Consider the following 25,770-nt stretch of genomic DNA (forward strand, 5'->3'; position numbering starts at 1 on the left):
CCCGTCCCTACATCCCGTCGTTACACCCCGCCCCCCACCGCCGTAAGCAGCGCCAAAGGCGTCGCCGCCGAGCGTGACTCCCTTTCGCAGGCGTGGGGATACGGGACCGGCGACGGGTACGACTCGCGGGCGTAGCCCGCCATGACCTCCGGCAGACGGTTGGCGTCGGACGCGGCGGCGTCGATCAGGGCGCGGGCCACCGTCCGGGCCTCGTCGTGCAGGCCGTAGCGCGCGAGGCCGAGGGCGATGAGGGCGTTGTCGTGGGGCCAGACCGAGCCCCGGTGGTAGGAGAGCGGATGGTACGCGGGCTGCCCTGCGGCCAGGGTGCGGACGCCCCAGCCGGAGAAGAAGTCCGGTTCCAGGAGGCGCCGGCCCACCAACTCCCCGTACTCCTTGTCCAGAAGACCCGACCAGAGCAGGTGTCCCGCGTCCGAGGCGAGGGCGTCGACATGGCGGCCCTCGCCGTCCAACGCCAGTGCGGGGAATCCGTGGTCGTCCATCCAGAAGTCCCGCTGGAAACGGTCCCGCAGATCGGCGGCGGCCTGCGTCAGCAGATCCGCGTACACCGCGTCGTCCCACACGGTCCGCGCGATGTGCGCGGTACGACAGAGCGCGTCGTACGCGTACCCCTGCGCCCCCGCCGCCGTCACGGGGCCCGCGGCCTTCGTGCCGTCGGCGGAGCAGATCGCGCCGGGGGAGTCCTTCCAGTTCTGGTTGGCCAGGCCCCGTCCGTCGGCGCGGTACACCAGATAGCCGCGTGAGGTCAGCCCGCCGTGGTCCAGCATCCAGCCCACCGCCGCGCGCGCGTGCGATTCGAGGCGGCGGGCGAGCGTGGTGTCCCCGGTGGACTCCGTGTACGCGCCGAGCAGCACCAGGAAGAGCGGGGTCGCGTCGACCGAGCCGTAGTAACGGCCGTACGGGATCTGCCCGAAGTGCGCCAACTCCCCGTGCCGCACCTCGTGGACGATCTTGCCGGGCTGGGCGACCGTGTCCCGGCCGGTCTCGGTGGCCTGCGTCGCGGCGAGCGCGGGCAGTGTCGCGGCGGCGAGGGACGGTACGTGGGGGAGGGCGAAGAGGGAGGTCAGGAGGGCGTCCCGGCCGAGCAGGGTGGGGAACCAGGGGATGCCGGCGGCCGGTACGCGTAGCTCCTCGCCGTCCGGGCCCGTCGCCGACACCCGGAGCACCGCGAGGTCCGCGAGGCCCCGGGCACACGCGTCCGCCAACTCCGGCCACGCACCCCCGGTCCGCACCGTCGAACCGGCACCCGAGGTGAAGAAGACGTCCGCCAACTCGCCCTGAAGCGCGGCCAGTTCAGCGGCGGCGGCGGTCGGCGACTTCGGCGGCACCGGCTCCCCGGGTGCCCCGTGCGGCCGGGCCGTCGCGCGCAGGATCAGCTCCGCGGCGCCGTGCGCGGCCAGTTCCACCGCCCACACCAGGCGCCGCGCCCCCGTACCGGTCTCCTCGACGCCGTCCGGCGCCGGGTCGCACGTCACGGTGGTCAGCGAGCGCCACTCACCGCGCCGGTAGCTGAACTCCACGCCGTCGTCGAGGATTTCGCGGTACCGCACGGCCCCTGTCTTCAGATACGTGCGGTGGTCGGAACGGAGTTCGAAAGGGTCCGTGAAGTCGGCGTCCACGGTCACCGCGACCCGTACCGTCGTCGGCACCGCCCGGTTGCTCACCACCCGCAGGCTCTCCACGAAACCACTGTCCGTGACGGCCTGTTCACGGAAGACCGTGCACGAGGGCGGCTCCTGACGGCCCCCGCGCGGTACGAGCACACAGCGCGCGGTGTCCCCGGGTCCGACGGGCGTCAGGACGTCCGGGACCGCGCCGTCCACGGTCAGCTGCCAGCGGCTCAGATGCCGCGCGTCCCGCACGAACAGGCCGCCCGGTGACGTACCACCGCGTACGCCGTTGATGTCCCCGCTCTCGCTCACGGCCGCGAATGTGCCGCCGTGTACGAGCAGGTGATGCCGGTCGGTCATCGCCGATCCCCTCCTCCTCGGCCGCCGGAGGCCCTGACGCCCCCGTGACCGGTGCCCTCGCGCACCGGGACCTCGCCCGGCGCGTCGCCCGATGTGATGCCGTACGGCTCGTTCGGTGTGCTGTGCAGCAGATCCAGTGCCAGCGCCGCCGTCCAGCCGAAGTCCCGTGCCCCGCACGCCTCACCGGTGTACGGGTGCACGTACTCGGCGAAGCCGGAGGCGTCGGCCGTGGTGAGCAGCGCCGAGCGCAGCAGGTCCGCGCCGGACCGCTCGCCGTGCAGCCGCAGGCCCCGCTCAAGGAGCCAGTTGGTGTTGAACCAGGCCGGGCCGCGCCAGTACCGCTGCGGGTCGAAGGCGTGGCCCTCCAGGTCGTAGCTGGGGACGAGACGGGCCGCCCCGCCGAGCCCGAAGTGCGGGCCGCGCGCCGTACGAATCAAGGCGTCGGCGATGTGCCGGGGGAGCGCCGGCAGGATCAGCGGGACCAGGCCCGCGACGCCGCGCTCGGGCACCAGCGTGTCGGTGCCCAGATCGCGGCAGAGGAAGATCTCGCGCTCCGGGTCCCACAGCCGCTCGACCAGCGCATCGGTGAGCCGCTCGGCCCTGCTGTGCCGCGCGCCGCCGCCCGCGCCGAGTTCGGCGGCGATCCGCGCCAGCGCGTGTTCCGACGCGATCAGCAGCGCGTTGAACGCGGGGTCCTCGACCGCGAAGGCACGGAACACGGCGGGCCCGTCCGCGTACCGCCGGTCGCGGTAGTCGGTGGCGAGCCGGACATAGCGGCCGTAGTCCAGATCGGTGGGCCGGTCGTCCGCGGTGCCGTGGGCCAGGTCGGCGCGGCGGAAGGTGTCGGGCGCGGCGGGCTCGACGCGGGCCAGCGGGGTGTCCCAGCAGGGGCTGTTGTCCATGCCCTGTTCCCACGGGTGCACGACCGACGCGAGACCGCCGCCGCCCGCGTCCCTGCGGTGCAGCAGATAGCGGTGCCAGGACGCGAGGAGCGGATGGATCCTGGCGAGGAAGGAGCGGGCCCGGGACAGTCCCGGGTCGGCGCAGTGCACCAGCCACGCCGCCAGCGCGTGCACGGGAGGCTGCACGATGCCCGAGGTCTGTACGGTGCGCGGAGCACCCGCCGCGCGGCCCGCGGTGGCGGAGCGCCAGAAGTCGGGGCTGGGAAAATAGGCGTCCAGCGGGACGGAGGGGTTGAACACGATGTGCGGGACACGGCCGTCGGCCCACTGCGCGCGCAGCAGCGTCTCCAGTTCGAGCTGGGCGCGCAGCGGCGACACATGGCGCAGCCCGATCGCGATGAACGCGGAGTCCCACGACCACTGGTGCGGGTACAGCCCGCGGGACGGCACGGTCGACGTGCCGGTCCAGTTGCGGTGGAGCACCCGCGCCGCCCGGTCATGGAGCGTGGAGTTCCGGGTGCCGGGCGCCGGGGCGACGGCCAGCCGGGTCATGCGGTACACGCGGGTCTCCTCCGGGTCCCAGGGTGCCGGGCCGGTGCCGGTCCGACGCCGGGCCGGCTCCGGACAGCGCGGTACGCGCCCTGCCGACCCGTCAGTTCCGTAGATGGCATCGTAGAGTTACGTCTATTTAACACGCAAAACTCAATATGTAACGTGGGATTGGGCAACGCAAGGGGGTAACGATGGCCGGGAACCAGGCGAGCGCCGGGGACCTGCTCCACCTGGTGCGCAGCGGACGCGCGACCACGCGGGGAGCGCTCCAGCACGCCACCGGGCTCTCCCGGGCCACGGTCGGCCAGCGGCTCGACCGGCTCTTCCGGGCGGGCTGGCTGCGCGAGGGCGCCGCCGGTCCGGTGGACTCGCCGCTCGGTGGGCGCCCCTCGATCCGGCTGGAGTTCGACACCTCGCACGCCGTCGTGCTCGCCGCCGACCTCGAAACCCGGCACGCGCGCGCCGCCGTCCTCACCCTCGACGGCACCCTGCTCGCCGAGCACAAGGGGCCGCTGCGCGTTGACGCGGGCCCGGAGGCGGTCCTGGACGAACTCGGCCGCTGGTTCGCCGAGTTGCTGGCCAAGGCCGAGTGCGGACCCGACCTGGTGTGCGGGATCGGTCTCGCGGTGCCGGGTCCCGTGGACACCGCGACGGGCCGGGTCGTCCAGCCGCCGATCATGCCGGGCTGGGACGGCTACGACATAAGGGCACGGATGCGGCACGCGTTCACGGAGCACACGGGCACGGAAGCGGAACGGCAGGCCGGCACCGGCACCGGCACAGGCGCCGACGTTGGCACCGGCACCGAACCGGACCCCGCCCCCGCCGACCGCTCACCCGACCGCACCCCCGCCCGCCCCCCGGTCCCGGTCCTCGTAGACAACGACGCCAACCTCATCGCGTACGGCGAACAGCGCACCGCCTTCCCCGACTGCTCCGCCTTCGTACTGGTCAAGGTCTCCACCGGCATAGGGGCCGGAGTCGTGGTCGACGGCGCGATCTACCGGGGCATCGACGGCGGCGCCGGGGACATCGGCCACATCCGGGTGCCGGACGGCGCGGACGCGCGGTGCGGCTGCGGCTCGTACGGCTGTCTGGCGGCAGTGGCCAGCGGGCGGGCGCTCGCCCGGCGGCTGACGGACACGGGGGTACCGGCCTCGTCGGGATCGGACGTACGGGCGCTGCTCGCGGCCGGGCACCCGGAGGCGGTGCGGCTCGCGCGGGACGCCGGGCGGCAGGTCGGCGAGGTCCTGGCGACCGTGGTGACGCTGCTGAATCCGGGCGTTCTGATGATCGCCGGAGATCTGGCCGGAACGCCCTTCCTCACCGGCGTCCGTGAACTGCTCTACCAGCGCGCGCTGCCGCGCTCCACGGCCCATCTGGAGGTCGTCACGGCCCGGCTCGGCGAGCGCGCGGGCCTGGTCGGGGCGGGTGCGCTGGTGGTCGAGGAGCTGTACGCGCCGGAGCGGATCGAGCAACGGCTGGGCGCGCTCGGCTTCTGAGGCGTCACTGATTGCTGATGTACGGTCACGATCCACGCGCGATTCGCACCTTGATCGTCCGGATGCTGAAATTCGGCCCCCTGAAACGGCGTGATTCTCGCCACCTCTGATCAGGCGTACGCTCAGATGAGCATATGCACCGATCCTGCACTTCCCCAAGGGATGGCACTGAGTGCCATCGCTTCGCCGTTCACGCCCCGAAATCAAGTGGGCCGTAAGGGGCTCATTTGAGCGGCCCGTGTTAAGGGTAGGTGTTGAATCGTTCAGGAAGTGAAGGCAATGAGCCTCCTCGGACCCTCCGAGGAGGACTTTCGATCTGCTGGCGGACGAGTGGTTACGGCCGTATGACGCACAAGTGGACGTACCCAGGCGCCTTCGATCTGGGTATGTTCCTCGCCGTCAGGGCAGCCACCGAGTCGTCGAGGAGTCGAGACCCGTGTCGGAAAACAACGATCCCCATGTAGCGAAGTTCGTTTACGACTTCACCGAGGGAAACAAGGACCTCAAGGATCTGCTCGGCGGGAAGGGCGCGAACCTCGCCGAGATGACCAATCTCGGTCTGCCCGTTCCCCCTGGCTTCACCATCACGACAGAAGCCTGCAAGGTCTACCTCGACAGCGGCCATGAGCCGGTGGCACTCCGTGACGAGGTCTCCGCTCATCTGGGCGCCCTGGAACAGAAGATGGGCAAGAAGCTCGGTCAGGCCGACGACCCGCTGCTCGTCTCGGTCCGCTCCGGCGCCAAGTTCTCCATGCCCGGCATGATGGACACCGTCCTCAACATCGGACTCTCCGACAAGTCCGTGATCGGACTCGCCCAGCAGGCGGGCGACGAGCGATTCGCCTGGGACTCCTACCGGCGGCTCATCCAGATGTTCGGCAAGACCGTGCTCGGCGTCGACGGGGAACAGTTCGAGGACGCCCTCGACAAGGCCAAGGCCGCCAAGAAGGTCACCGTCGACACCGACCTCGACGCCGCCGACCTCAAGAAGCTCGTCACCCGCTTCAAGAAGATCGTCAAGACCGAGGCGGGACGCGACTTCCCGCAGGACCCGCGCGAGCAGATGGACCTCGCCATCAAGGCCGTCTTCGACTCCTGGAACACCGACCGCGCCAAGCTCTACCGCCGCCAGGAGCGCATCCCGCACGACCTCGGCACCGCCGTCAACGTCTGCTCCATGGTCTTCGGCAACCTCGGCCCCGACTCGGGTACCGGCGTCGCCTTCACCCGCGACCCCGCGAGCGGCCAGCAGGGCGTCTACGGCGACTACCTCCAGAACGCGCAGGGCGAGGACGTCGTCGCCGGTATCCGCAACACCGTGCCGCTCGCCGACCTGGAGCGGATCGACAAGAAGTCGTACGACCAGCTCATGCAGATCATGGAGACCCTGGAGACCCACTACAAGGATCTCTGCGACATCGAATTCACCATCGAGCGCGGCCAGTTGTGGATGCTCCAGACCCGGGTCGGCAAGCGCACCGCCGGTGCCGCCTTCCGGATCGCGACCCAACTGGTCGACCAGGGCCTCATCGACGAGGCCGAGGCCCTTCAGCGGGTCACCGGCGCCCAGCTCGCGCAGCTGATGTTCCCGCGCTTCGACGAGGACGCCAAGGTCGAGAAGATCGGGCGTGGCATCGCCGCCTCACCGGGCGCCGCCGTCGGCAAGGCCGTCTTCGACTCGTACACCGCGATCAAGTGGTCACGGTCCGGCGAGAAGGTCATCCTGATCCGCCGCGAGACCAACCCCGACGACCTCGACGGCATGATCGCCGCCGAAGGCATCCTCACCTCACGCGGCGGCAAGACCTCGCACGCCGCCGTCGTCGCCCGCGGGATGGGCAAGACCTGTGTGTGCGGCGCCGAGGACCTCGAAGTCGACACCAAGCGGCGGCGGTTGACCGCGCAGGGCGGTGTCGTGGTGGAGGAAGGCGACGTCGTCTCCATCGACGGCTCCACCGGCAAGGTCTACCTCGGTGAGGTCCCCGTCGTGCCGTCCCCGGTCGTGGAGTACTTCGAGGGCCGGATGCACGCGGGCGCCGACGACGCCGACGAACTCGTGGGCGCCGTCCACCGGATCATGGCGTACGCCGACCGGGTCCGCCGGCTGCGGGTGCGCGCCAACGCCGACAACGCCGAGGACGCGCTGCGCGCCCGCCGCTTCGGCGCCCAGGGCATCGGCCTGTGCCGCACCGAGCACATGTTCCTCGGCGAGCGCCGCGAACTGGTCGAGAAGCTGATCCTCGCCGACACCGAGGAGGAGCGCGAGAAGGCCCTCGGCGATCTGCTGCCGCTCCAGAAGCGGGACTTCGTGGAGCTGTTCGAGGCGATGGACGGACTGCCCGTCACCGTGCGCCTCCTCGACCCGCCGCTGCACGAGTTCCTGCCCGACATCACCGAACTCTCCGTACGGGTCGCGCTCGCCGAGTCCCGCAAGGACCACAACGAGAACGATCTGCGCCTCCTCCAGGCCGTCCACCGGCTGCACGAGCAGAACCCCATGCTGGGTCTGCGCGGGGTCCGCCTCGGGCTCGTCATCCCCGGCCTGTTCGCCATGCAGGTACGGGCCATCGCCGAGGCCGTCGCGGAACGGAAGAACGCCAAGGGCGACCCGCGCGCCGAGATCATGATCCCGCTCGTCGGCACCGTCCAGGAGCTGGAGATCGTCCGCGACGAGGCCGAACAGGTCATCGGCGAGGTCCAGGCGCGCACCGGTATCGACCTCAAGCTCGCGCTCGGCACCATGATCGAACTGCCGCGCGCCGCGCTGACCGCCGGACAGATCGCCGAGGCCGCCGAGTTCTTCTCCTTCGGCACCAACGACCTCACCCAGACCGTGTGGGGCTTCTCCCGCGACGACGTCGAGGCCAGCTTCTTCACCGCCTACTTGGAGAAGGGCATCTTCGGGGTCTCCCCGTTCGAGACCATCGACAGGGACGGCGTCGGCTCCCTCGTCCGCTCCGCGGTCCTCGCCGGGCGCGCCACCCGGCCCGACCTCAAGCTCGGCGTCTGCGGCGAGCACGGCGGCGACCCCGAGTCCGTCCACTTCTTCCACGAGGTCGGCCTGGACTACGTGTCCTGCTCACCGTTCCGGATCCCGGTGGCCCGTCTGGAGGCGGGGCGCGCGGCGTCCAGCGCGAACGGCAGCGATCACCGCTAGACCTGGAGACGGACGACGGCCCCCAAGGGCGGGCCGTATCGACCCCGGTGCCGCTGTCGGTCACCCCGACCCTCAGCGACGCGGCAGCGGTCCCGGTGCGTGAGCGAAGGGCGGCACCCTTGTGCGGGGGTGCCGCCCTTTGTCGCGTTGCCGCGCGACCGGGCCGGGGGAGCGATAGAACGGGAAGGTAGAACCGGAAGGCAGAACCCGAAAGCAACCATCGCCTCGCGAGGGAGCACACCGTCATGAACGGCTGGACCGCGCGCGACATCCCCGACCAGAGCGGACGGACCGCCGTCGTCACCGGCGCCAACAGCGGCATCGGCTATGTCGCCGCCCGCGAACTGGCCCGGCACGGTGCCCGGGTCCTCCTCGCCTGCCGCAGCGAGGAACGCGGCCGGGCCGCCCACGACCGCATCACCGCCGAGGTCCCCGGCGCCGACACGCGGTTCGTCCCGCTCGACCTCGCGTCACTCGAATCGGTACGGCGGTTCGCCGCCGCGTTCGGGAACTCGCACGACCGGCTCGATCTGCTGATCAACAACGCGGGCGTGATGGCGCTGCCGCGCCGCCGCACCGCCGACGGCTTCGAGATGCAGTTCGGCGTGAACCACCTCGGGCACTTCGCGCTCACCGGGCTGCTGATGCCGGAACTCCTCGGCACCCCCCGCGCCCGCGTGGTCACCGTCTCCAGCGGAATGCACGTCCTGTCGAACGTCGACCTCTCCGACCTCAACAGCGAGCGCCGCTACCGCCGTTGGATCGCCTACGGCCGCTCCAAGACCGCCAACCTGCTCTTCACGCACGAACTCGCCCGCCGCCTCGCCGCCGCCGGTTCCGATGTCGTCGCGGCGGCGGCCCACCCCGGCTACGCCCGTACCAACCTCCAGACGGCGGGCGTCCGTATGGAGGGCCGCAAGGCCGCCGAACGCGTCGTGGAATTCGGCAACCGGATCGCCGCGCAGTCGCCGGAGGCGGGCGCGCTCCCCACCCTGTACGCGGCCACGGCGCCCGGCGTCACCCCGGACACCTTCATCGGCCCCCGGTTCGCCGGCTGGCGCGGCCCGCCCGTGTTGTCCTGGCGGACCAAGTGGACCCTGGACGACGCTTCCGCCGCCCGCCTGTGGAAGGCGTCGGAGGAACTGACGGGGGTGACGTACGAGGCCCTGGAGCCGTGAGCGGAATCCCCACGGGTCCGGTGATCCTGACGGGTCAGGTGATCCCCACGGGTCAGGTGATTCCCGACGCCTCGAAGACCCCGCGGGCCGTGTCCTGGTCGACGCGGTCCGCGAGCGCGTCCACGACGGCCGTGCCGGTACGCAGCAGACCGGCGGCGCGGGCCGCGCGGGCGCCCGTCTCGACCTCGTGCCAGAGCAGCGGGTTGGTGGTGAACACGGTCGGGTCCATGGTGACCCGGTTGCCCAGCGCGTCCCGCAGCACGAGCCGGGGCGCGACCCCGTCGGCGCGGTGCACCGAGATCAGCAGGTCGGTCGCGACCTGCTGAGTGCGCCAGGTCCCGTGTACGGCGAGCCGACCGGGGCCCGCCGTCACCTTGGGGGGATGCAGGACCGCGTAGAGCAGCAGCGAGAGGCCGGTCCACAGGGCGCCCCGGAGCGGGGTGAAGGTGCGGTTCGCGCAGTCGATCAGGGTGACCAGGCAGAGCAGCGCCAGTGCGCAGAAGACGGCGGCCCGCAGGTCGCCGGCCCATTGCCGGTCCACGAGGGCGGAGCGGTCGGCCGATTCGGGGTCCATGGGTGGCACGGTAGGACGGCGGCGGTACGGGGATGGGGGCCGTTGACGCGGTGCTGATCCGCCGGTCGGCAGGTTTGACGGCTCCCTGACGACGGTCGCCGGTCGGATGATCTCACCACTACCCTTCGGTCCCATGCACCCACAGCAGCCGTACGGGCCTCCCGTACCTCCCTCCACACCTCCCGCCGTTCCTCCCGCCGTTCCGTCACGCCGTACCGGTCCGCTGGTGGCCGCGCTCCTGATCGGGCTGGTGGTGGGCGCCGGCGGAGTGGGCGCGGCCTGGGCGTTCGCGGGTGACGGCTCCGGGGAGGGCGATGCCGCGGCCGACGCGAGCGCGGCGTGCGGGGCGCTGGACCGCTTCGACGAGTCGAAGTACGCGACGGACGGCCCGGAGGGGGACATGGCCCTGAACCGCTTCGGCGCGGCGGGCGCCCACTCGGCGGCAGCCGCCGCGGGCGACCCGGCGTACAAGCCCCTGGCAACCGCGATCCGCGACGCCCAACTGGGCCACGCCAACACCTTCAAGTTCGGCCCGGAGGTGAAGAAGGACTTGGCGAAGGCGAGGGACATCTGCGGGGACCTGGACTAGCTCTCCCCGAGGGAAGGAACCCGGGTCGGGTACGTCCTGACGGTCACCTCCTCCTCGTCCAGGCACCTCCCCGAAGCCAGATCGAAGCGCTGCTTCAGCAGGGGCGACGCCACGAAGGGGTGGCCCGCGGTCGAGCCGATCAGGCCGCGGGACAGGACCCGCGCACCCGTGAACGGGTCCCGGTTGTCGATCGCGTACACCGCCCCGCCCCGGGTCCGGAACACCGCCGCCTGCTCCCCGTCCGGGAGGAGGACCGCGACCCCCCGGCCGGGCAGCAGCGCGCCGGGGTCGCAGACCGTGAACCACGCCCCGTCCAGCAGGAGTTGCACGCTCATCCCCGTACCCCGATTGCGAGCAGCGGCAGATCCGGCTTCATCTGGTCCCGCTCCGGTACGAATTGGACCGTCGGATCCGGCACCCCCGGCGCGTTGACGAAGGACACGAACCGGGCGAGGCGCTCCGGGTCCCGCAGCGTCGCACCCCACTCGTCGCGGTAGTGGGCGACATGGTCCGCCATCATGGCCTCCAACTCGTCGCAGATCCCGAGCGAGTCCCGCACCACCACGTCCCGTACATGGTCGAGGCCGCCCTCGATCCGTTCCAGCCAGGCGGCCGTACGCTCCAGACGGTCCGCCGTGCGGATGTAGAACATCAGGAACCGGTCCACGAGCCGGACCAGTTCGGCGTCCGAGAGGTCCTGTGCGAGCAGATCCGCGTGGCGGGGACTCGCGCCGCCGTTGCCCCCGACGTACAGGTTCCAGCCGTGCGCGGTGGCGATCACGCCGAAGTCCTTCGACCGGGCCTCGGCGCACTCCCGCTGGCAGCCGGACACCGCCGACTTCAGCTTGTGCGGCGCCCGCAGCCCCCGGTACCGCAGCTCCAGGTCGATCGCCATCCGTACCGAGTCCTGCACCCCGTACCGGCACCACGTCTGTCCCACGCACGACTTCACGGTCCGCAGCGACTTCCCGTAGGCGTGCCCCGACTCGAAACCGGCATCGACCAACCGGGTCCAGATCAGCGGAAGTTGATCGACGCGGGCGCCGAACAGATCGATCCGCTGGCCACCGGTGATCTTCGTATAGAGGCCGAAGTCCCGCGCCACCTCGCCGATGACGATGAGCTTGTCCGGGGTGATCTCGCCGCCCGGAATCCGGGGCACGACCGAATAGGAGCCGTTGCGCTGGATGTTGGCGAGGAAATGGTCGTTGGTGTCCTGGAGCGCCGCCTGCTCACCGTCCAGGACATGACCGTCCGCGCCGATCGTCGGGGCGAGGGACGCCAGGATCGACGCGACGGCCGGCTTGCACACCTCGCACCCGTCGCCGCCGCGCGCCTCCTCCCGCCCGAAACGGTCCAACAGCGCACGGTAGGAGGTGATCCGCAGCGTGAGCACCGTCTCGTACAGCTCCTGGCGGGTCCGCGCGAAGCAGCCGCACAGGCCCTTGTCGACGGTGACACCGCCCGCCTCCAGCTCCGCCGTGACGAGCTGCCCGAGCACCTTGACGCAACTCCCGCACCCGGTACCGGCCTTGGTGCACTTCCGTACCTCCGGCACCGTCGTGCACGCGTGCTCGGTGACGGCGGCGCGGATGGTGCCCTTGGCGACGTTGTGGCATGAGCAGATGACCGCCGAGTCCGGCAGCGAGGCCGGGCCGAGCGCGACAGGGGCGCCGGCGCCCGCGGGCAGTACCAGCAGCTCCGGCGCGACCGGCGGCACCGAACCGGTCAGCGGACGCAGCGTGTCGTACGCGTCCGCGTCACCGACCAGTACCCCGCCGAGCAGCGTCCCGTCCGCGCCGACGACGAGCTTCTTGTACGTGCCGGAGCGGGAGTCCGCGTAGACGACGTCGAGGCAGCCGTCGGCCGCGCCGTGCGCGTCGCCGAAGGACGCCACGTCCACGCCGAGGAGCTTCAGCTTGGTGGAGAGGTCCGCACCCGTGAACCCGGACCCGTCGGACCGGCCGGACCCGTCGGTTCCGCCGGTGCCTCCGGTGCTGTTCGCCGCGAGGTCGTCGGCGGCCGTCCGCGCCATCTTGTACCCCGGCGCCACCAGCCCGTACACCCGGCCGTCCACGGCCTGCGCGCACTCACCGATCGCGTAGACGTGCGGGTCGGCGGTACGGCACCGCTCGTCCACGACGATGCCGCCGCGCGCGCCGACCGGCAGTCCGCAGGCGCGGGCCAGCGCGTCCCGGGGCCGTACGCCCGCCGAGAACACCACCAGATCCACGGCGAGTTCGGTGCCGTCCGACAGCCGCATCCCGGTCACCGCGCCGTCGTCGCCGGTCACGATCTCCTCGGTACCGGCACCCGTGTGCACGCTCAGGCCCATGCCCGTGATCGTGCGCAGCAGCGCCGCGCCGCCGCCGTCGTCGACCTGGACCGGCATCAGGCGCGGCGCGAACTCCACGATGTGCGGGGCGAGTCCGAGCCCCTTCAGCGCGCCCGCCGCCTCCAGGCCGAGCAGCCCGCCGCCGACCACCGCGCCGGTCGTGGCGTGCCCGGCCGCGTACGCCTCGATCGCCAGCAGGTCCTCGATCGTGCGGTACACGAAGCAGCCGGTCGCGTCCTTGCCCGCCACGGGCGGCACGAAGGGGTACGAGCCCGTCGCCAGGACGAGCGTGTCGTAGGCGAAGACCGCACCCGAGCGCGTCGTCACCTTCCGCGCCTCCCGGTCGACCGCGTCGACGGGATCTCCGAGGCGCAGCTCGATGCCGTGCCGGTCCATGAACTCCGGTTCCACGAGGGTGAGTTCATCGGCGGTGCGGCCCGAGAAGTACGAGGTGAGGGCGACCCGGTCATAGGCGGGGCGGGGCTCTTCGCCGAGCACGACCACGCGGTGCGTCGCGGTCAGGCCGTGTTCGGCGAGCGCTTCGAGGAACCGCTGCCCGACCATGCCGTGCCCGACCAGCACGATCGTGGGGATGTCCGTGGTCATGGTCATGCCCGTGCCTGCGGTTGTGGTCATGGTCAGCAGCCTCCGTCGTGGGTGAGCAGATGGAGCGTGGGAGCGCCGCCGTCCCCGGCCGTGACGGATTCGCCGTCGGCCCAGGCACGGGCCAGCGCGCCGACGCTGCCGAGCGCCCCGACCAGCACCCCGCCCACCACCCGGTCGCCCCGGACGACGACCTTGCGGTACGTGCCCCGGGTGGCGTCGGTGAGCTGGACGACGTCGTCGCCGGGACGGGCGTCGGCCGCGCCGAAGGCGGCGAGGTCGAGAGGGTCGGCCGCCGTATCGGTGCTGTCGAGGGTGAGGCGGGTGAGGGCGCGGGTGCCGTGGTAGCGAGGCGTTTCGGGGTGCCGTGCGGTGAGCGACGCGGCCAGCACGTCGGCCTGTTCGAGCGCCGGAGCCGCCCGGCCGTAGACCCGGGACGCGTGTTCGGCGCAGTCGCCGATCGCCCGGATGTGCGGGTCCGAGGTCCGCAGCTCGTCGTCGACGACCACACCCGAGCGGACCGTGAGACCGGCGGCGCGGGCGAGTCCGGTACGGGGGCGTACCCCGCAGGCGAGGACGGTGAGTTCGGTGCCGGGCGGTTTCTCGTGCGGCTGCCAGGAGGTCCGTACCTCGACACCGAGGCGGCGCAGATGCCGGAGGACCAACTCGGCCGCCGTGGAGTCGAGCTGACGCTTCATCAACCGGTTGTCCCGCTCGGCGAGTACGACGTCGGCGCCACGCGTGGCGAGCGCGCGGGCCACCGAGACGCCGAGCGGCCCACCGCCGACGACCAGGACCCGGGTACCCGGGCGTACGGCCGCCGACAGGGCGAGGCAGTCGTCCATCGTCCGGAACGTGCGGCCGTGCGGCGCCGGGACGACGACGGGGTTCGCGCCGGTCGCGAGGACGAGCGTGCGGTACCGGACCGAGGTGCCGTCGGCGCAGTGCACGGTACGGGCGGCGCGGTCGATCCGGACCGCGCGGGTGCGCAGATGGGTGCCGTGCGGGCGGGGGAGCGTGATGACGTCGGGGCCGTAGCGCCCGGCGAGTACGTCGGTGAGCAGGACGCGGTTGTACGGGGCGTGCGGTTCGTCTCCGACGAGGACGGTCCCGGCTTCGGTACCGGGGTCCAGCTCGGCGAGCCGCCGGGTGAACCGGACCCCCGCGAGGCCGGCGCCGATCACGACGATCGCCGGTGGCACCTGAGCGGAAGGGGGCATGTACGGCAGCGTGCGGGGGCGGTGTTACCCGGTCGCATCTGGACGGTTTCCTGGGGGGAACGCTGCGCTCAGCGGCTTCCCGCCGGGGGTGTGAGGGGCGCCGTCACGGCCGGATCAGGGGGCGGTGCCTTGGAAGGGTGGGGTGGAGTCATGGGCGTCGGATCATGGTGTTTAGGGTCGGACGTGTGCCTGACATATCGCTGACCACGGTGTTCTTGTTGTGTCTCGCCGCGTTCGCCGCGGGGTGGGTCGATGCCGTGGTGGGGGGTGGCGGACTCATCCTCTTGCCGGCGATGTTGCTGGGGTTGCCGGGGAGCACGCCCGCCGCCTACGCGCTCGGTACCAACAAGGCCGTTGCCATCGTGGGGACGACCGGGGCCGCCGTGACGTACGCGCGCAAGGCGCCGGTGGACGTGTGGACCGCTGTGCGGATCGGCCTCGCGGCGGTGGCCGGGTCGATGGGCGGCGCGTTCTTCGCGGCCGGGATGAGCAGTGAGGTGTTGCGCCCCGTCATCATGGTCGTCCTGCTGGGCGTCGCCGCCTTTGTGATCCTGCGGCCGAACTTCGGTACGGCGCCGGTGGCCGGCCCGGTGACACGGCGCCGGGTGTTCGCGGCGATCGGGATCGCGGGGGTCGGTATCGGCTTCTACGACGGGCTGGTCGGGCCCGGCACCGGCACGTTCCTGGTCCTCGCGCTGACGGCTGTGCTCCACCTCGACCTGGTCACGGCGTCGGCCACGGCGAAAATCGTCAACTGCTGCACCAACGCGGGGGCGTTGGCGATGTTCGCCTGGCAGGGCACCGTACTGTGGCAACTGGCGGCGATCCTGGCCGTCTTCAACCTCGCGGGCGCCACGCTCGGCGCCCGCACGGCCCTGAAGAAGGGCACGGGTTTCGTCCGCGTGGTCCTCCTGACCGTGGTCCTCGCCCTGGTCACCAACCTGGCGTACGAACAGTGGCTCGCCTGACATGGACAACCACTGATCCGCCGGCGGGAACTGCCGGCGGGAACTGCCGGCGGGAACTGCGGACGGGAACTGCTGGCCGGAGTCGCTGGTGAGAGCCGTCAGCGGGAGCTGGTCAAATGGGCGAAGACCACGACGTTCCCCTGATAGCCCGTCTTCTTCGAGTAGGCGCCGCCGCAGGTGATCACGCGGAGTTCGGGGCGGGACGCCGGGCCGTAGACCTTGGTGTCGGGGAAGTTCCGGCTGTCGTAGACCTCCACCGCGTCGATCGTGAAGACCGCCACCGAGCCGTCCCGCCGGTCCACCTCCACCGTCCGGCCCCTGGCAAGCGAACCGAGGCCGTAGAAGACGGCGGGGCCCTCCGCGTTGTCGACATGGCCGGCCACGATCGCGGTGCCCCGCTCGCCGGGCGTGGTCCCGGCCTCGTACCAGCCCGCGAGGTTCTTCTTCTCCGGCGGCGGCACGTCCAGGCTGCCCCCCGGCGTGAGCCCGAGCCCGGTCAGGGGGGCGTCCACCCGGATCGACGGGATACGGACGCGGGTCGGCGGGGACGGGGCGAGCGGCGCCGCGCCGGGGTCACCGGTCCGGGGCCCGGTGGCCGACTCCTGCGCCGCGGACGGCTGCGGGGGCGCGTGGCTGCCGGAACCGTTCCGCAGGAGCCACACCCCCGTGCACAGGGCGACCACGGTGACGCTCGCTATCGCGGTGTTCCCGGCCCGCCGGCCGGCCCGGCGGTGACCCGATCCACGCACGTTCTCCCCCTAAGACGGCGTCCAAGGACGCTGAGGTTTCGCTTGCCCGATGTCCCGCTGCCCCCTCCGCGGCCACGAGGGGCTGCGACCGCGGAGGGGGAGGGGTGGGCGGTACCGATGGACAGCGGAGGTTGTCCGTCAGGCTCCGTCGCCTCTCGCCCGGCGATGCAGGAGCCAGGTACCGCCCGCGGCGGCGACGGCCAGAGCCGTCACACCCGCCGCGGTCTGAACGGGGTCGGGCCCCAGCGCGCCCCCGACCCCGGAGTCCACATGCCCTCTCGGATACGGCTGCCCCTGCGCGGCGGCCGGTGTCACCGTCAGATCGCCCGCCGCCCGCTTCCCGTCGGAGCACTTCACGACGATCTCGTACGTGCCCATCTGCGCGGACGCCGGCACCTTGAACTGGCCGATCGTGGTGTCGTCCAGTGTGGTCGGCGCCAGCGTGAACTGGCCCGAACCCACCGCACTCGCGTCACCCGTCGCCGAGCTACCGGCACCGCAGGCGCGCGTGTTCACGGTCGCGACGGTGCCGGGCGCCGCACTCGCCGGGAGCACCTCGACACCGCGCGCGTCCCCGGCGACGGCGGGCGCGGTCGCCAGACCCACCGCGGCGACGGCGAGCGCGGGACCGGTCAGCTGACGGGCAATGCGCATGCTGGTGCTCCTCCGAGAGGACGCGACCCGCGGCATCCCGCCGCTGCGTCGGTCACGCCCTTGCATTACCGAGGTAAGGCCCACTCGGCGCCGTACGCCTCCTGATGCACCCTCAGAAAGCCGCCGTCATGCCGCCGTCATGCGGCCGAACGGCTGGTAGTACGGGCATCCCCTCGGTCATTCCAGCAGGTCACCGCCGTGCGGCCGGAAAGAACCGGTACGGCGGGCGGCCGGGGCTGTGAACGGGTGACCCGGGGGCCGGGTGGGGGGACACCGCGGCGCCCGTCCGGCGCTTGACCTCAAGTTTGGTTGACGTCAGACGCTGTTCCGCATGACCTCACAGACCGCTGTGACCACAGCTCCCGATTTCGTGCCTGATTCCGTGCGCGGTGCCGCGCGCGATACCGCTATCGATACCGCCCCCGATCCGGCCCCCGTACGGACCCGCCCGCTCCGTCTCGCCGTCGTCATCGGCAGCAACCGTGAGGGCCGTTTCGGTCCGGTCGTCGCCGACTGGCTCCTCGCCCAGGTCGACGCGCACCCCGACCTGGTGGCCGACGTCATCGACGTGGCGGGCGCCGACCTGCCGACCGCCCTGTCCGGATCCCCGTCAGCCGAGGTGGCGGCGGAGCTGGCCAAGGTCACCCCGAAACTGTCGGCCGCCGACGCGTTCGTCGTCCTCACCCCCGAGTACAACCACTCCTACCCGGCGGCCCTGAAGAACCTCATCGACTGGCACTTCACCGAGTGGCAGGCCAAACCGATCGGCTTCGTCTCGTACGGCGGTGTCTCCGGCGGGCTCCGCGCGGTCGAGCACCTGCGGCAGATCTTCGCGGAACTCCACGCGATGACCGTCCGGGACTGCGTCTCCTTCCAGCACGCGGGCGCCCATTTCGACAAGGAGGGCAACCACCGCGACCCGACAGCGCCCACCCAGGCGGCCAAGGCGATGCTGGACCAGTTGACCTGGTGGGGCCGCGCCCTGCGCGAGGCGAAGACCCACCATCCCTACGGAGCCTGACCCGGGTCTCCCCTCGATGCGACCGGCCGTCCCGCGCGACCCCGGGCAGGACGGCCGATTAACCGCCACCGCCACCGCCATCGCCATCCCATCCGCCATCGCCACCGTCGCCACGGTCGGCCCCGTGAAGACCCGCGCGGTGGCGGCGCGCGACAATCGGACCGGGGCGGACGAGTCCCCGCGACGGAGGGAACGGAAGGAACCGGTATGACCACGACAGAGCGGCCCGCACCTGGCCCCGCCCTGCCCTTCTTCGTCTACGGGACCCTGCGCCCCGGCGGCACCTACCACGACCCCTATCTGCGCGGCAGCACCTCCGCCGAGGAACCCGGCCGTCTCGTCGGCGCCGTCCTCTACGAAGGCCCCGGCTACCCGTACGCCGTCGCCACTCCCGACACCCGTACCGTCCACGGCGAACTGATCACCGCGCGCCCCGCCGCATACGCCCGCGTCCTCGCCGCCCTCGACCGCCTGGAGGAGTTCACCGTCCCCGGCGACCCGGGCAACCTCTACGAACGCGTCGTCCGCGCCGTCCACCGGGCCGACGGCACCACCGTCAGCGCCTGGGTCTATCTCGCCGCGCCCCATGTCGAGGCGCGCCTGCTGGCGACCGGCACCCTCGTCACGAGCGGCGACTGGCGGGCGGCGGAGGCGGCAGGGGCCCCACGGGTTCCAGACGGACCGCGCACACCTTGAACTCCGGCATCCGCGACGTCGGATCGAGCGCCGGGTTCGTCAACGAGTTGGCCCGCCCCTCGCCCGGCCAGTGGAACGGCATGAACACCGTGTCCGCCCTGATGTCCGTACTGATCCGGGCCGGCGCCACCGCCCGGCCGCGCCGCGACACCACGGCCACCAGTTCCCCGTCCGCCACCGGCACCCGCGCCGCGAGGCGGGGATGCAACTGGACGAAGGGACCCGGCGCCGCCTCGTTCAGCGCCCCGACGCGTCGGGTCTGCGCCCCCGACTGGTACTGCGCGAGGACCCGGCCTGTGGTGAGCAGCACCGGGAACTCGGCGTCCGGCTCCTCGGCGGCGGGCCGGTGCCCCACCGCCACGAACCGGGCCCGCCCGTCCTCGGTCCCGAACCGGTCGAGAAAGAGCCGGGGCGTACCGGGATGCACCCCGACGGCTTCGGAGGGATCGTCGGACGGGATCTGTGTGTGGATCTCGTTGGGGTTCCCGGAAGGACACGGCCAGAACACGCCCTCCCCCTCTCCCTCCGCCAGCCGCCCGTACGTGATGCCCGAGTAGTCCGCCGGACCGCCCGCCGACGCCCGCCGCAGCTCCTCGAACACCTCCTCCGGATCCACCGGGAACCCCCGGTCCACACCCAGCCGCCCCGCCAGCCCGGCCAGTACCTCCAGATCGCTGCGCACCCCCGCCGGCGGATCCACCGCCCGCCGCCGCAACAGCACCCGGCCCTCCAGATTCGTCACCGTGCCCGTCTCCTCGGCCCACTGCGTCACCGGCAGCACCACATCCGCGAGCGCCGCCGTCTCCGAGAGCACGACATCCGCGACGGCCAGGAAGTCCAGTGACCGCAGCCGCCGCTCGACATGCGCGGCGCGCGGCGCGGACACCACCGGGTTCGACCCCATCAGGAGCAGCGACTTCACCTCGTTCCCCAGTGCGTCGAGGAGTTCGTACGCGCTGCGCCCCGGCCCCGGCAGCGTGTCCGGGTCGACGCCCCACACCCGCCCGACATGGCGCCGCGCCGCCGGATCCGTCAGCTTGCGGTACCCCGGCAACTGGTCCGCCTTCTGCCCGTGTTCGCGCCCGCCCTGACCGTTGCCCTGCCCGGTCAGACAGCCGTACCCGGACAGCGGCCTGCCCGCCCGCCCCGTGGCCAGGCACAGATTGATCCACGCGCTCACCGTGTCCGTGCCCTTCGCGTGCTGCTCGGGCCCGCGCGCCGTGAGCACCATCGAGGACGCGGCCCCGCAGAACATCGCCACCGCCTCGCGCAACCGAGGCACCGGCACACCCGTGATCCGCTCCACGTGTTCCGGCCAGTGCGCCATCACCGCCGCCCGGGTCTCCTCCCATCCACTCGTCCGGTCCCTGATGAACTCCTCGTCCGTACGCCCCTGGGCGACCACCAGATGCAGCAGCCCGAGGGCCAGCGCCAGGTCCGTACCGGGCCGGGGCGCCAGATGCAGATCGGCCTGCTCGGCGGTGCGGGTACGGCGCGGGTCGACGACGATCAGCCGCCCGCCGTTCGCCCGCAGCTCCGTCAGATACCGCAGCGCCGGCGGCATCGTCTCGGCGAGGTTCGACCCGACGAGCAGCAGGCACCCGGTCCGCGCCACATCGGCCAGCGGGAACGGCAGGCCCCGGTCGAGCCCGAACGCCCGCTGCTGTCCGGCCGCCGCCGACGCCATGCAGAACCGACCGTTGTAGTCGATCTGCGACGTCCCCAGCACCACCCGCGCGAACTTCCCCAGGGCATACGCCTTCTCGTTGGTCAGCCCGCCCCCGCCGAACACCCCGCACGCGTCCGCGCCGTACGCCGAGCGGGTGGCCGCCAGCTTTTCGGCGACCCGGTCCAACGCCTCGTCCCAGCCCGCCGGCTCCAGGCGGCCGGACCTCGCGTCCCGCACCAGCGGGCCGGTCAGCCGCAGGCCCGGCGCGAGCAGCTCCGGCGCGGTCCGCCCCTTGCCGCACAGGGCGCCCCGGTTCACCGGGAAGCTCTCCCGCTCCAGCACGGTGACGACACCGGCACCGGCGCCGCCGGTCCCGCTCACGGAGAGGTTCATCCCGCATTGCAGGGCGCAGTACGGGCAGTGCGTCGGCGTCACGGTGGGGTGCATGCCGCCCAGCCTCCGCCGGGGCTGTTACGCCACCCGGCGGCCCCGGTTACACGGCAGGTTCGCCCCCCTCAGCGGCGCCACCCGCGCGCTGTGAGGCCGACTCACTGTGCTCTGGGGCCCGCTCACCGTGCCGGGTCCGACTCACCGTGCCGAGGTCAGCGCCCGCGCCACACCCGGTTCCCTCGGTCCGAGGAAGTGCGGGTCCGGGCGGAACGTGGCCTCCAGCGCCGCCTTGCCCGCCGCGAACAGCTCGCGCGTCGCGCCGTAGTACCAGGTGGCGTCGTGCCGGTCCTGGACCCCGATCCCGAACGCGGTCACGCCCGCCGCTCGGCACAGCGAGACCGCCCGGCGTATGTGGAAGCCCTGACTGATCAGGACCGCCCGGTCGACGCCGAATATCTCCCGCGCCCGCACGCACGAGTCCCAGGTGTCGAAGCCCGCATAATCGCTGACGATCCGCCGGTCCGGGACTCCGTGCCGCGTCAGATAGGTCCGCATGGCGTCCGGCTCGTCGTACTCCACCCGGCTGTTGTCGCCGGTCACCAGGACGACCTCGATCCGGCCCGTACGGTACAGCTCCGCCGCCGCGTCGAGACGCCGGGCCAGATACGGCGACGGCTCGCCCTCCCACAGTCCGGCGCCGAACACGACCGCGACCTCGGTGCGCGGCACGTCCGCCGTGGACCGCAGCCGGCCGTCGGCCGCCAGGAACATCCAGGTGGCGGGCACCAGGGCCAGTACGCACAGCGTCATCAGCACCTGCACGGTGTACCGCTGCCCCTGTCGCGAACGGGGCCATCTCGGGCGCCACCGAAGCGCCCGCACCCGACCGAACCGAGCGCCCAGCGCCGTACGCCACCGTCCCCTCACGTCCGCCAACACGCCCCGCACCCGTCCCGTGGTCCCGCCCCCGGTCGCCATGCCCCGCTCACCCCGATCCCCGTCGTCCCCGCCCCGCACCCGTAAGGTCAATCGTCACCCACAGTAATCCACCCCACTGACAACCGATCTGACACCGTGCCACCCCGGACCGTGAGCCGGGAGGCAAGGAGCCGTCATCGTCGCGCAACGGAGCGGCAATCTGGTCCCGGCACGATCGGTGCATGACGGCGTCGAATCCCGCACGCGACGAGTCCGCCCACCCGCACCTCGACACGACGGCGCAGCTCATGAACGCGATCACCAGCCAACTCGGCAGCCAGCTCAGCCTCGTCTCGCTCGACGGCAGGCGGCGTCCCGCACCGCCCGCGCTCGTCCTCGCGGCGCACGGCAGCCGTGACCCCCGGGCCCTCGCCACCGTCCGGACCCTCGCCGAGCGGGTCCGCGAACTGCGCCCGGGGCTCTCCGTCCACCTCGGCCACATCGAGCTGAACGCGCCGCTCCTTTCCCACACCCTCGCCGCGCTGCCGCCCGGCCGCGCGGTGCTCGTACCGCTGCTGCTGAGCCGTGGGTACCACGTCAAGCGGGATCTGCCCGGCGCGACGGCCGCCGCGCCCCATCTCGACGCGCGGATCGCCGCGCCGCTCGGGCCGCATCCGCTGCTGGTCGAGGCGTTGTACGCGCGGCTGGTCGAGGCGGGCTGGAATCCGCGCCTCAGTGATGTGCAGCGGCGTGGCAGTGGGGTCGTGCTGGCCGCCGCCGGGTCCCGTGACCCGGAGTCGGCCGCCGATACGCGGCGCACCGCGGGGCTTCTCGCCGAGCGGATCGGGGTTCCTGTCGTGCCGGCCTACGCGTCGGCGGCGCCCGCCGTTGCCGGGGCGGTGCGGGCGCTTGCCGCGAGGGGGCGGCATCGGGTGGCCGTGGCCTCGTACTTCACGGCGCCTGGGCGGTTCGCCTCGGAGTGTGCCGGTGCGGCGCCGTGGGTCGCGGCGGCGCCGCTTGGGGCGCATGCCGCGGTGGCGCGACTCGTTTTGTACCGGTACGACCAGGTTCTGGCGGCCGAAAGTTCCGTTTCGCGGGGGACCCTCGCCATTGTCTGAGCGGGGCGTTCGGCTGAGGGTCCGATTGGCTCGTTGCGCAGTTCCCCGCGCCCCTGATGGGGCTTGTTCGTGGTGGCTGTCGGGTTTCGGCGTGCGGCTGTGCGTGGCTGGTTGCGCAGTTCCCCGCGCCCCTGGGGGGTGGGGGTTCCGTCGTCTGTTCGGCTGCGGCGCCGTCGTGGCTGGGCGCGCAGTTCCCCGCGCCCCTGACGGGCGGCTGCGCCTGCCCGGTCCCTGACGGGGCCTGTTGACGGAGTCCCTCATGCCTGATGTCCATGTCCCCGTCTACTGTCGGGGACATGGAAGGCAGTGCGTATGAGGTCGGGGATGTGGAGCGGTGGGCCGTTGAACCCGATAAGCGGCCGGGGCGTACGGCGTTTCAGCGGGATCGGGCGCGGGTGCTGCATTCGTCCGCGCTGCGTCGGCTCGCCGGTAAGACGCAGGTCGTCACGCCCGGTACCAGTCAGGCGTGGGACGCCAGCGCGCGTACCCGGCTGACGCACTCGCTGGAGTGCGCCCAGGTCGGCCGGGAACTGGGCGCGGCGCTCGGCTGCGACCCGGACCTCGTGGAGACGGCCTGCCTCTCGCACGACCTGGGGCACCCGCCCTTCGGGCACAACGGCGAACAGGCCCTGAACGAGGTCGCCGAGGACTGCGGCGGCTTCGAGGGCAACGCCCAGTCGCTGCGGCTGCTCACCCGGATCGAACCCAAGAGATTCGTCCGCCCGGACACGCCGACCGACGGCGACGACCTCGTGAGCGTCGGCCTCAATCTCACCCGGGCGGCCCTGGACGCCGCCACCAAGTACCCCTGGCCCCGCGGCGCCCACCCCACCGACCCCGCCTCGCGCAAGTTCGGTGTCTACGAGGACGACCGGCCGGTCTTCGACTGGATCCGCAAAGGCGCGCCCGCGGACCGGATCTGCTTCGAGGCCCAGGTCATGGACTGGTCGGACGATGTCGCGTACTCCGTGCACGACCTGGAGGACGGGCTGCACGCCGGGCACATCGACCCGAACATGCTGCACGCCGAGCCCGAGCGCCGGGACGTCTTCGACGTGGCGATCGGCCGGTACGTGGCCGACGACACCGACCCCGAGGAGCTGTCGGCGGCGCTCGACCGGCTCCTCGAACAGGAGTGGTGGCCGCACGGCTACGACGGCTCCGCGGTCGCCCAGGCCCGGCTCAAGGACGCGACGAGCCAGCTCATCGGCCGCTTCTGTCTGGCCGCCGAGAACGCCACGCGCGCGGGGACGGCGCCCGGCCGCCTCACCCGGTACGCGGCGCAACTGGTCGTCCCGCACGAGGCCCGCCTCGAATGCGCGGTCCTCAAGGCGGTCGCCGACCGCTACGTCATGCAGCGGGCCGAACAGGAACGCATCCGGGCCGACCAGCGGGTGGTCGTCGCGGAACTCGCCGACGCGCTCGTCCGGCGCGCGCCCGACGGGCTCGATCCGCAGTTCCGCGCCCTCTTCGGCGCGGCCCCGGACGACCGGGCCCGTAAGCGGGTGATCGTGGACCAGATCGCGTCGCTCACCGACGCGGCGGCCCGTGCCCTGCACGCCCGGCTCATCGCACGACGACCCTGACATACAGCGGCCGAACGGACACGGGGTGTGACGAGGGCTGACCTGATCGGGCCACTCCCTCTTCCCGCATCACGCTCCGTGCGGGACGCTCACATGTGGCGGCATGGTTATGAGGAGGCATCAAGTGGTCGACGCGGATCAGACGTTCGTCATCATCGGGGGAGGGCTCGCGGGCGCCAAGGCGGCCGAGTCCCTCCGCTCCGAGGGCTTCACCGGGCGGGTGATCCTCATCGGCGACGAGCGTGAGCACCCGTACGAGCGCCCACCCCTGTCCAAGGGCTATCTGCTGCGCAAGGAGGAGCGCGACAGCGTCTTCGTCCATGAACCCGCCTGGTACGCCCAGGCCGACATCGAGCTGCACCTGGGCCAGACCGTTGTCGACATCGACCGCGCCGCGAAGACCGTCAGCCTCGGTGACAGCACCGTCGTGCACTACGACAAGCTGCTGCTCACGACCGGCGCCGAGCCGCGCCGCCTGGACATCCCCGGCACCCACCTGGCGGGCGTGCACCACCTGCGGCGCCTCGCGCACGCGGAGCGGCTACGGGGGGTACTCGCCACGCTCGGCCGCGACAACGGCCACCTCGTGATCGCGGGCGCCGGCTGGATCGGCCTGGAGGTCGCCGCGGCGGCCCGTGAGTACGGTGCCGAGGTCACCGTCGTGGAACCCGAGCCGACGCCGCTGCACGGCGTGCTCGGCCCCGAACTGGGGCAGCTCTTCACCGAGCTGCACGGCGAGCACGGCGTCCGCTTCCACTTCGGCGCCCGGCTCACCGAGATCACAGGCCAGGACGGCATGGTCCTCGCCGCCCGCACCGACGACGGCGAGGAACACCCCGCGCACGACGTGCTCGCCGCGATCGGCGCCGCCCCCCGCACCGGCCTCGCCGAGGCCGCCGGGCTCGTCATGGCCGACCGCGCGGAGGGCGGCGGCGTCGCCGTCGACGCGTCGCTGCGCACCTCCGACCCGGACATCTACGCCGCCGGGGACGTCGCCTCCGTCGACCACCCGCTGTTCGGCACCCGGCTGCGCGTCGAGCACTGGGCCAACGCGCTCAACGGCGGCCCGGCGGCGGCCCGCGCCATGCTCGGCAAGGACGTCACGTACGACCGGGTGCCGTACTTCTTCTCCGACCAGTACGACGTCGGCCTGGAGTACTCGGGCTGGGCGCCGCCGGGCTCGTACGACCAGGTGGTGATCCGTGGGGACGCGGGGAAGCGGGAGTTCATCGCGTTCTGGCTGAAGGAAGGGCGGCTGCTGGCGGGGATGAACGTCAACGTGTGGGACGTCACCGACCCGATCCAGGAGCTGATCAGGACCCGCACCCCGGTGGACGCGAACGCGCTCGCCGACCCGTCGGTGCCGCTGACGTCGCTGCCCGTCTGACCCGCTCGGCACAG

Annotated in this window: 20 protein-coding genes; 10 read left to right on the forward strand and 10 right to left on the reverse strand. The window is 72.2% G+C overall.

The genetic code is table 11. The features are described from left to right. Positions 1 to 20 precede the first annotated feature (20 nt). Both ACFVT5_RS06085 and ACFVT5_RS06090 read right to left on the reverse strand, forming a co-directional pair. The gene (locus ACFVT5_RS06085) at positions 21 to 1,988 is read right to left on the reverse strand and encodes a glycogen debranching N-terminal domain-containing protein (RefSeq protein ID WP_389881871.1); all 1,968 of its coding nucleotides are present in this window, start codon (positions 1,986 to 1,988) and stop codon (positions 21 to 23) included. After that, positions 1,985 to 3,442 (reverse strand): hypothetical protein, encoded by a 1,458-nt coding sequence (locus ACFVT5_RS06090; protein ID WP_389882118.1) that lies wholly within the window; start codon positions 3,440 to 3,442, stop codon positions 1,985 to 1,987. The genes ACFVT5_RS06085 and ACFVT5_RS06090 overlap by 4 nt, the downstream gene beginning before the upstream one ends. 191 nt (positions 3,443 to 3,633) lie before the next feature. Between ACFVT5_RS06090 and ACFVT5_RS06095 the strand changes: the two genes are divergently transcribed. The 3 genes from ACFVT5_RS06095 to ACFVT5_RS06105 all read left to right on the forward strand — a co-directional run bounded on the left by ACFVT5_RS06095 (position 3,634) and on the right by ACFVT5_RS06105 (position 9,279). Continuing rightward, positions 3,634 to 4,944, forward strand: coding sequence for an ROK family protein (locus ACFVT5_RS06095; protein ID WP_389881873.1), 1,311 nt, complete (start codon positions 3,634 to 3,636; stop codon positions 4,942 to 4,944). 436 nt (positions 4,945 to 5,380) lie between these two features. Next, positions 5,381 to 8,101, forward strand: a complete 2,721-nt coding sequence (gene ppdK, locus ACFVT5_RS06100) for a pyruvate, phosphate dikinase (RefSeq protein ID WP_389881875.1) — start codon at positions 5,381 to 5,383, stop codon at positions 8,099 to 8,101. 245 nt (positions 8,102 to 8,346) lie between these two features. After that, a complete protein-coding gene (locus ACFVT5_RS06105; RefSeq protein ID WP_389881876.1) occupies positions 8,347 to 9,279 on the forward strand; it encodes an oxidoreductase in 933 nt (310 codons plus the stop codon). 52 nt (positions 9,280 to 9,331) lie between these two features. Here the strand turns inward: ACFVT5_RS06105 and ACFVT5_RS06110 are convergent, their stop codons facing one another. Further along, the gene (locus ACFVT5_RS06110) at positions 9,332 to 9,853 is read right to left on the reverse strand and encodes a hypothetical protein (RefSeq protein WP_389881878.1); all 522 of its coding nucleotides are present in this window, start codon (positions 9,851 to 9,853) and stop codon (positions 9,332 to 9,334) included. Between the two features lie 133 nt (positions 9,854 to 9,986). Here ACFVT5_RS06110 and ACFVT5_RS06115 point away from each other — a divergent pair, with 133 nt between their 5' ends. Beyond that, positions 9,987 to 10,442: a hypothetical protein gene (locus tag ACFVT5_RS06115; protein WP_389881880.1), complete on the forward strand. Its 456-nt coding sequence runs from the start codon at positions 9,987 to 9,989 to the stop codon at positions 10,440 to 10,442. Here ACFVT5_RS06115 and nirD read toward each other — a convergent pair. The 3 genes from nirD to ACFVT5_RS06130 are packed head-to-tail and all read right to left on the reverse strand — an operon-like array spanning position 10,439 to position 14,600. Then, on the reverse strand, positions 10,439 to 10,777 hold the full coding sequence (gene nirD, locus ACFVT5_RS06120) for a nitrite reductase small subunit NirD (RefSeq protein WP_389881882.1): 339 nt from the start codon (positions 10,775 to 10,777) through the stop codon (positions 10,439 to 10,441). The two genes, ACFVT5_RS06115 and nirD, sit on opposite strands and share 4 nt — an antisense overlap. Next, complete coding sequence (nirB, locus tag ACFVT5_RS06125) at positions 10,774 to 13,413, reverse strand: nitrite reductase large subunit NirB (protein ID WP_389881884.1); 2,640 nt, start codon at positions 13,411 to 13,413, stop codon at positions 10,774 to 10,776. The genes nirD and nirB overlap by 4 nt, the downstream gene beginning before the upstream one ends. A 2-nt stretch (positions 13,414 to 13,415) precedes the next feature. Beyond that, positions 13,416 to 14,600 carry an NAD(P)/FAD-dependent oxidoreductase gene (locus ACFVT5_RS06130; protein WP_389881886.1) on the reverse strand — a complete coding sequence of 395 codons (1,185 nt, stop codon included), beginning with the start codon at positions 14,598 to 14,600 and terminating at the stop codon, positions 13,416 to 13,418. Between the two features lie 185 nt (positions 14,601 to 14,785). Here ACFVT5_RS06130 and ACFVT5_RS06135 point away from each other — a divergent pair, with 185 nt between their 5' ends. Further along, positions 14,786 to 15,568: a sulfite exporter TauE/SafE family protein gene (locus ACFVT5_RS06135; RefSeq protein WP_389881888.1), complete on the forward strand. Its 783-nt coding sequence runs from the start codon at positions 14,786 to 14,788 to the stop codon at positions 15,566 to 15,568. 98 nt (positions 15,569 to 15,666) lie between these two features. Here the strand turns inward: ACFVT5_RS06135 and ACFVT5_RS06140 are convergent, their stop codons facing one another. Further along, positions 15,667 to 16,317 (reverse strand): class F sortase, encoded by a 651-nt coding sequence (locus ACFVT5_RS06140; protein ID WP_389881890.1) that lies wholly within the window; start codon positions 16,315 to 16,317, stop codon positions 15,667 to 15,669. Positions 16,318 to 16,455: 138 nt separating this feature from the next. Next, entirely contained in the window at positions 16,456 to 16,971 is a 516-nt protein-coding gene (locus tag ACFVT5_RS06145; RefSeq protein ID WP_389881892.1) for a hypothetical protein, read from the reverse strand. 331 nt (positions 16,972 to 17,302) lie between these two features. On the opposite strand from ACFVT5_RS06145, the gene ACFVT5_RS06150 reads away from it, so the two are divergent. Next, on the forward strand, positions 17,303 to 17,992 hold the full coding sequence (locus ACFVT5_RS06150; RefSeq protein ID WP_389881894.1) for an NADPH-dependent FMN reductase: 690 nt from the start codon (positions 17,303 to 17,305) through the stop codon (positions 17,990 to 17,992). Positions 17,993 to 18,199: 207 nt separating this feature from the next. Further along, positions 18,200 to 18,688, forward strand: coding sequence for a gamma-glutamylcyclotransferase family protein (locus ACFVT5_RS06155; RefSeq protein ID WP_389881896.1), 489 nt, complete (start codon positions 18,200 to 18,202; stop codon positions 18,686 to 18,688). Here ACFVT5_RS06155 and ACFVT5_RS06160 read toward each other — a convergent pair. Together ACFVT5_RS06160 and ACFVT5_RS06165 are read right to left on the reverse strand one after the other, a co-directional pair. Next, on the reverse strand, positions 18,615 to 20,804 hold the full coding sequence (locus tag ACFVT5_RS06160; RefSeq protein ID WP_389881898.1) for a molybdopterin oxidoreductase family protein: 2,190 nt from the start codon (positions 20,802 to 20,804) through the stop codon (positions 18,615 to 18,617). The two genes, ACFVT5_RS06155 and ACFVT5_RS06160, sit on opposite strands and share 74 nt — an antisense overlap. A 141-nt stretch (positions 20,805 to 20,945) precedes the next feature. Next, positions 20,946 to 21,557 carry a vancomycin high temperature exclusion protein gene (locus tag ACFVT5_RS06165; protein WP_389882120.1) on the reverse strand — a complete coding sequence of 204 codons (612 nt, stop codon included), beginning with the start codon at positions 21,555 to 21,557 and terminating at the stop codon, positions 20,946 to 20,948. Between the two features lie 350 nt (positions 21,558 to 21,907). Here ACFVT5_RS06165 and ACFVT5_RS06170 point away from each other — a divergent pair, with 350 nt between their 5' ends. From ACFVT5_RS06170 to ACFVT5_RS06180, 3 genes are all read left to right on the forward strand, one after another. Next, the gene (locus ACFVT5_RS06170; RefSeq protein WP_389881900.1) at positions 21,908 to 22,783 is read left to right on the forward strand and encodes a sirohydrochlorin chelatase; all 876 of its coding nucleotides are present in this window, start codon (positions 21,908 to 21,910) and stop codon (positions 22,781 to 22,783) included. 296 nt (positions 22,784 to 23,079) lie between these two features. Further along, the gene (locus ACFVT5_RS06175; RefSeq protein ID WP_389881902.1) at positions 23,080 to 24,369 is read left to right on the forward strand and encodes a deoxyguanosinetriphosphate triphosphohydrolase; all 1,290 of its coding nucleotides are present in this window, start codon (positions 23,080 to 23,082) and stop codon (positions 24,367 to 24,369) included. A gap of 124 nt (positions 24,370 to 24,493) precedes the next feature. Further along, positions 24,494 to 25,756 carry an NAD(P)/FAD-dependent oxidoreductase gene (locus ACFVT5_RS06180; protein WP_389881904.1) on the forward strand — a complete coding sequence of 421 codons (1,263 nt, stop codon included), beginning with the start codon at positions 24,494 to 24,496 and terminating at the stop codon, positions 25,754 to 25,756. Positions 25,757 to 25,770: the final 14 nt, after the last annotated feature.

Source organism: Streptomyces sp. NPDC058001 (genome assembly GCF_042886315.1).
Lineage (GTDB): Bacteria > Actinomycetota > Actinomycetes > Streptomycetales > Streptomycetaceae > Streptomyces.

Bases quoted from the DNA above. Each gene is read 5' to 3' on its own strand.
- ACFVT5_RS06145 (WP_389881892.1), bottom strand. From the start codon at position 16,971: ATGCGCATTGCCCGTCAGCTGACCGGTCCCGCGCTCGCCGTCGCCGCG.
- ACFVT5_RS06160 (WP_389881898.1), bottom strand. From the start codon at position 20,804: ATGCACCCCACCGTGACGCCGACGCACTGCCCGTACTGCGCCCTGCAA.
- ACFVT5_RS06090 (WP_389882118.1), bottom strand. From the start codon at position 3,442: ATGACCCGGCTGGCCGTCGCCCCGGCGCCCGGCACCCGGAACTCCACG.
- ACFVT5_RS06105 (WP_389881876.1), top strand. From the start codon at position 8,347: ATGAACGGCTGGACCGCGCGCGACATCCCCGACCAGAGCGGACGGACC.
- nirB (WP_389881884.1), bottom strand. From the start codon at position 13,413: ATGACCACAACCGCAGGCACGGGCATGACCATGACCACGGACATCCCC.
- ACFVT5_RS06165 (WP_389882120.1), bottom strand. From the start codon at position 21,557: ATGACGCTGTGCGTACTGGCCCTGGTGCCCGCCACCTGGATGTTCCTG.
- ACFVT5_RS06170 (WP_389881900.1), top strand. From the start codon at position 21,908: ATGACGGCGTCGAATCCCGCACGCGACGAGTCCGCCCACCCGCACCTC.
- ACFVT5_RS06130 (WP_389881886.1), bottom strand. From the start codon at position 14,600: ATGCCCCCTTCCGCTCAGGTGCCACCGGCGATCGTCGTGATCGGCGCC.
- ACFVT5_RS06085 (WP_389881871.1), bottom strand. From the start codon at position 1,988: ATGACCGACCGGCATCACCTGCTCGTACACGGCGGCACATTCGCGGCC.
- ACFVT5_RS06175 (WP_389881902.1), top strand. From the start codon at position 23,080: ATGGAAGGCAGTGCGTATGAGGTCGGGGATGTGGAGCGGTGGGCCGTT.
- ACFVT5_RS06155 (WP_389881896.1), top strand. From the start codon at position 18,200: ATGACCACGACAGAGCGGCCCGCACCTGGCCCCGCCCTGCCCTTCTTC.
- ACFVT5_RS06115 (WP_389881880.1), top strand. From the start codon at position 9,987: ATGCACCCACAGCAGCCGTACGGGCCTCCCGTACCTCCCTCCACACCT.
- ACFVT5_RS06095 (WP_389881873.1), top strand. From the start codon at position 3,634: ATGGCCGGGAACCAGGCGAGCGCCGGGGACCTGCTCCACCTGGTGCGC.
- ACFVT5_RS06150 (WP_389881894.1), top strand. From the start codon at position 17,303: ATGACCTCACAGACCGCTGTGACCACAGCTCCCGATTTCGTGCCTGAT.
- nirD (WP_389881882.1), bottom strand. From the start codon at position 10,777: ATGAGCGTGCAACTCCTGCTGGACGGGGCGTGGTTCACGGTCTGCGAC.
- ACFVT5_RS06110 (WP_389881878.1), bottom strand. From the start codon at position 9,853: ATGGACCCCGAATCGGCCGACCGCTCCGCCCTCGTGGACCGGCAATGG.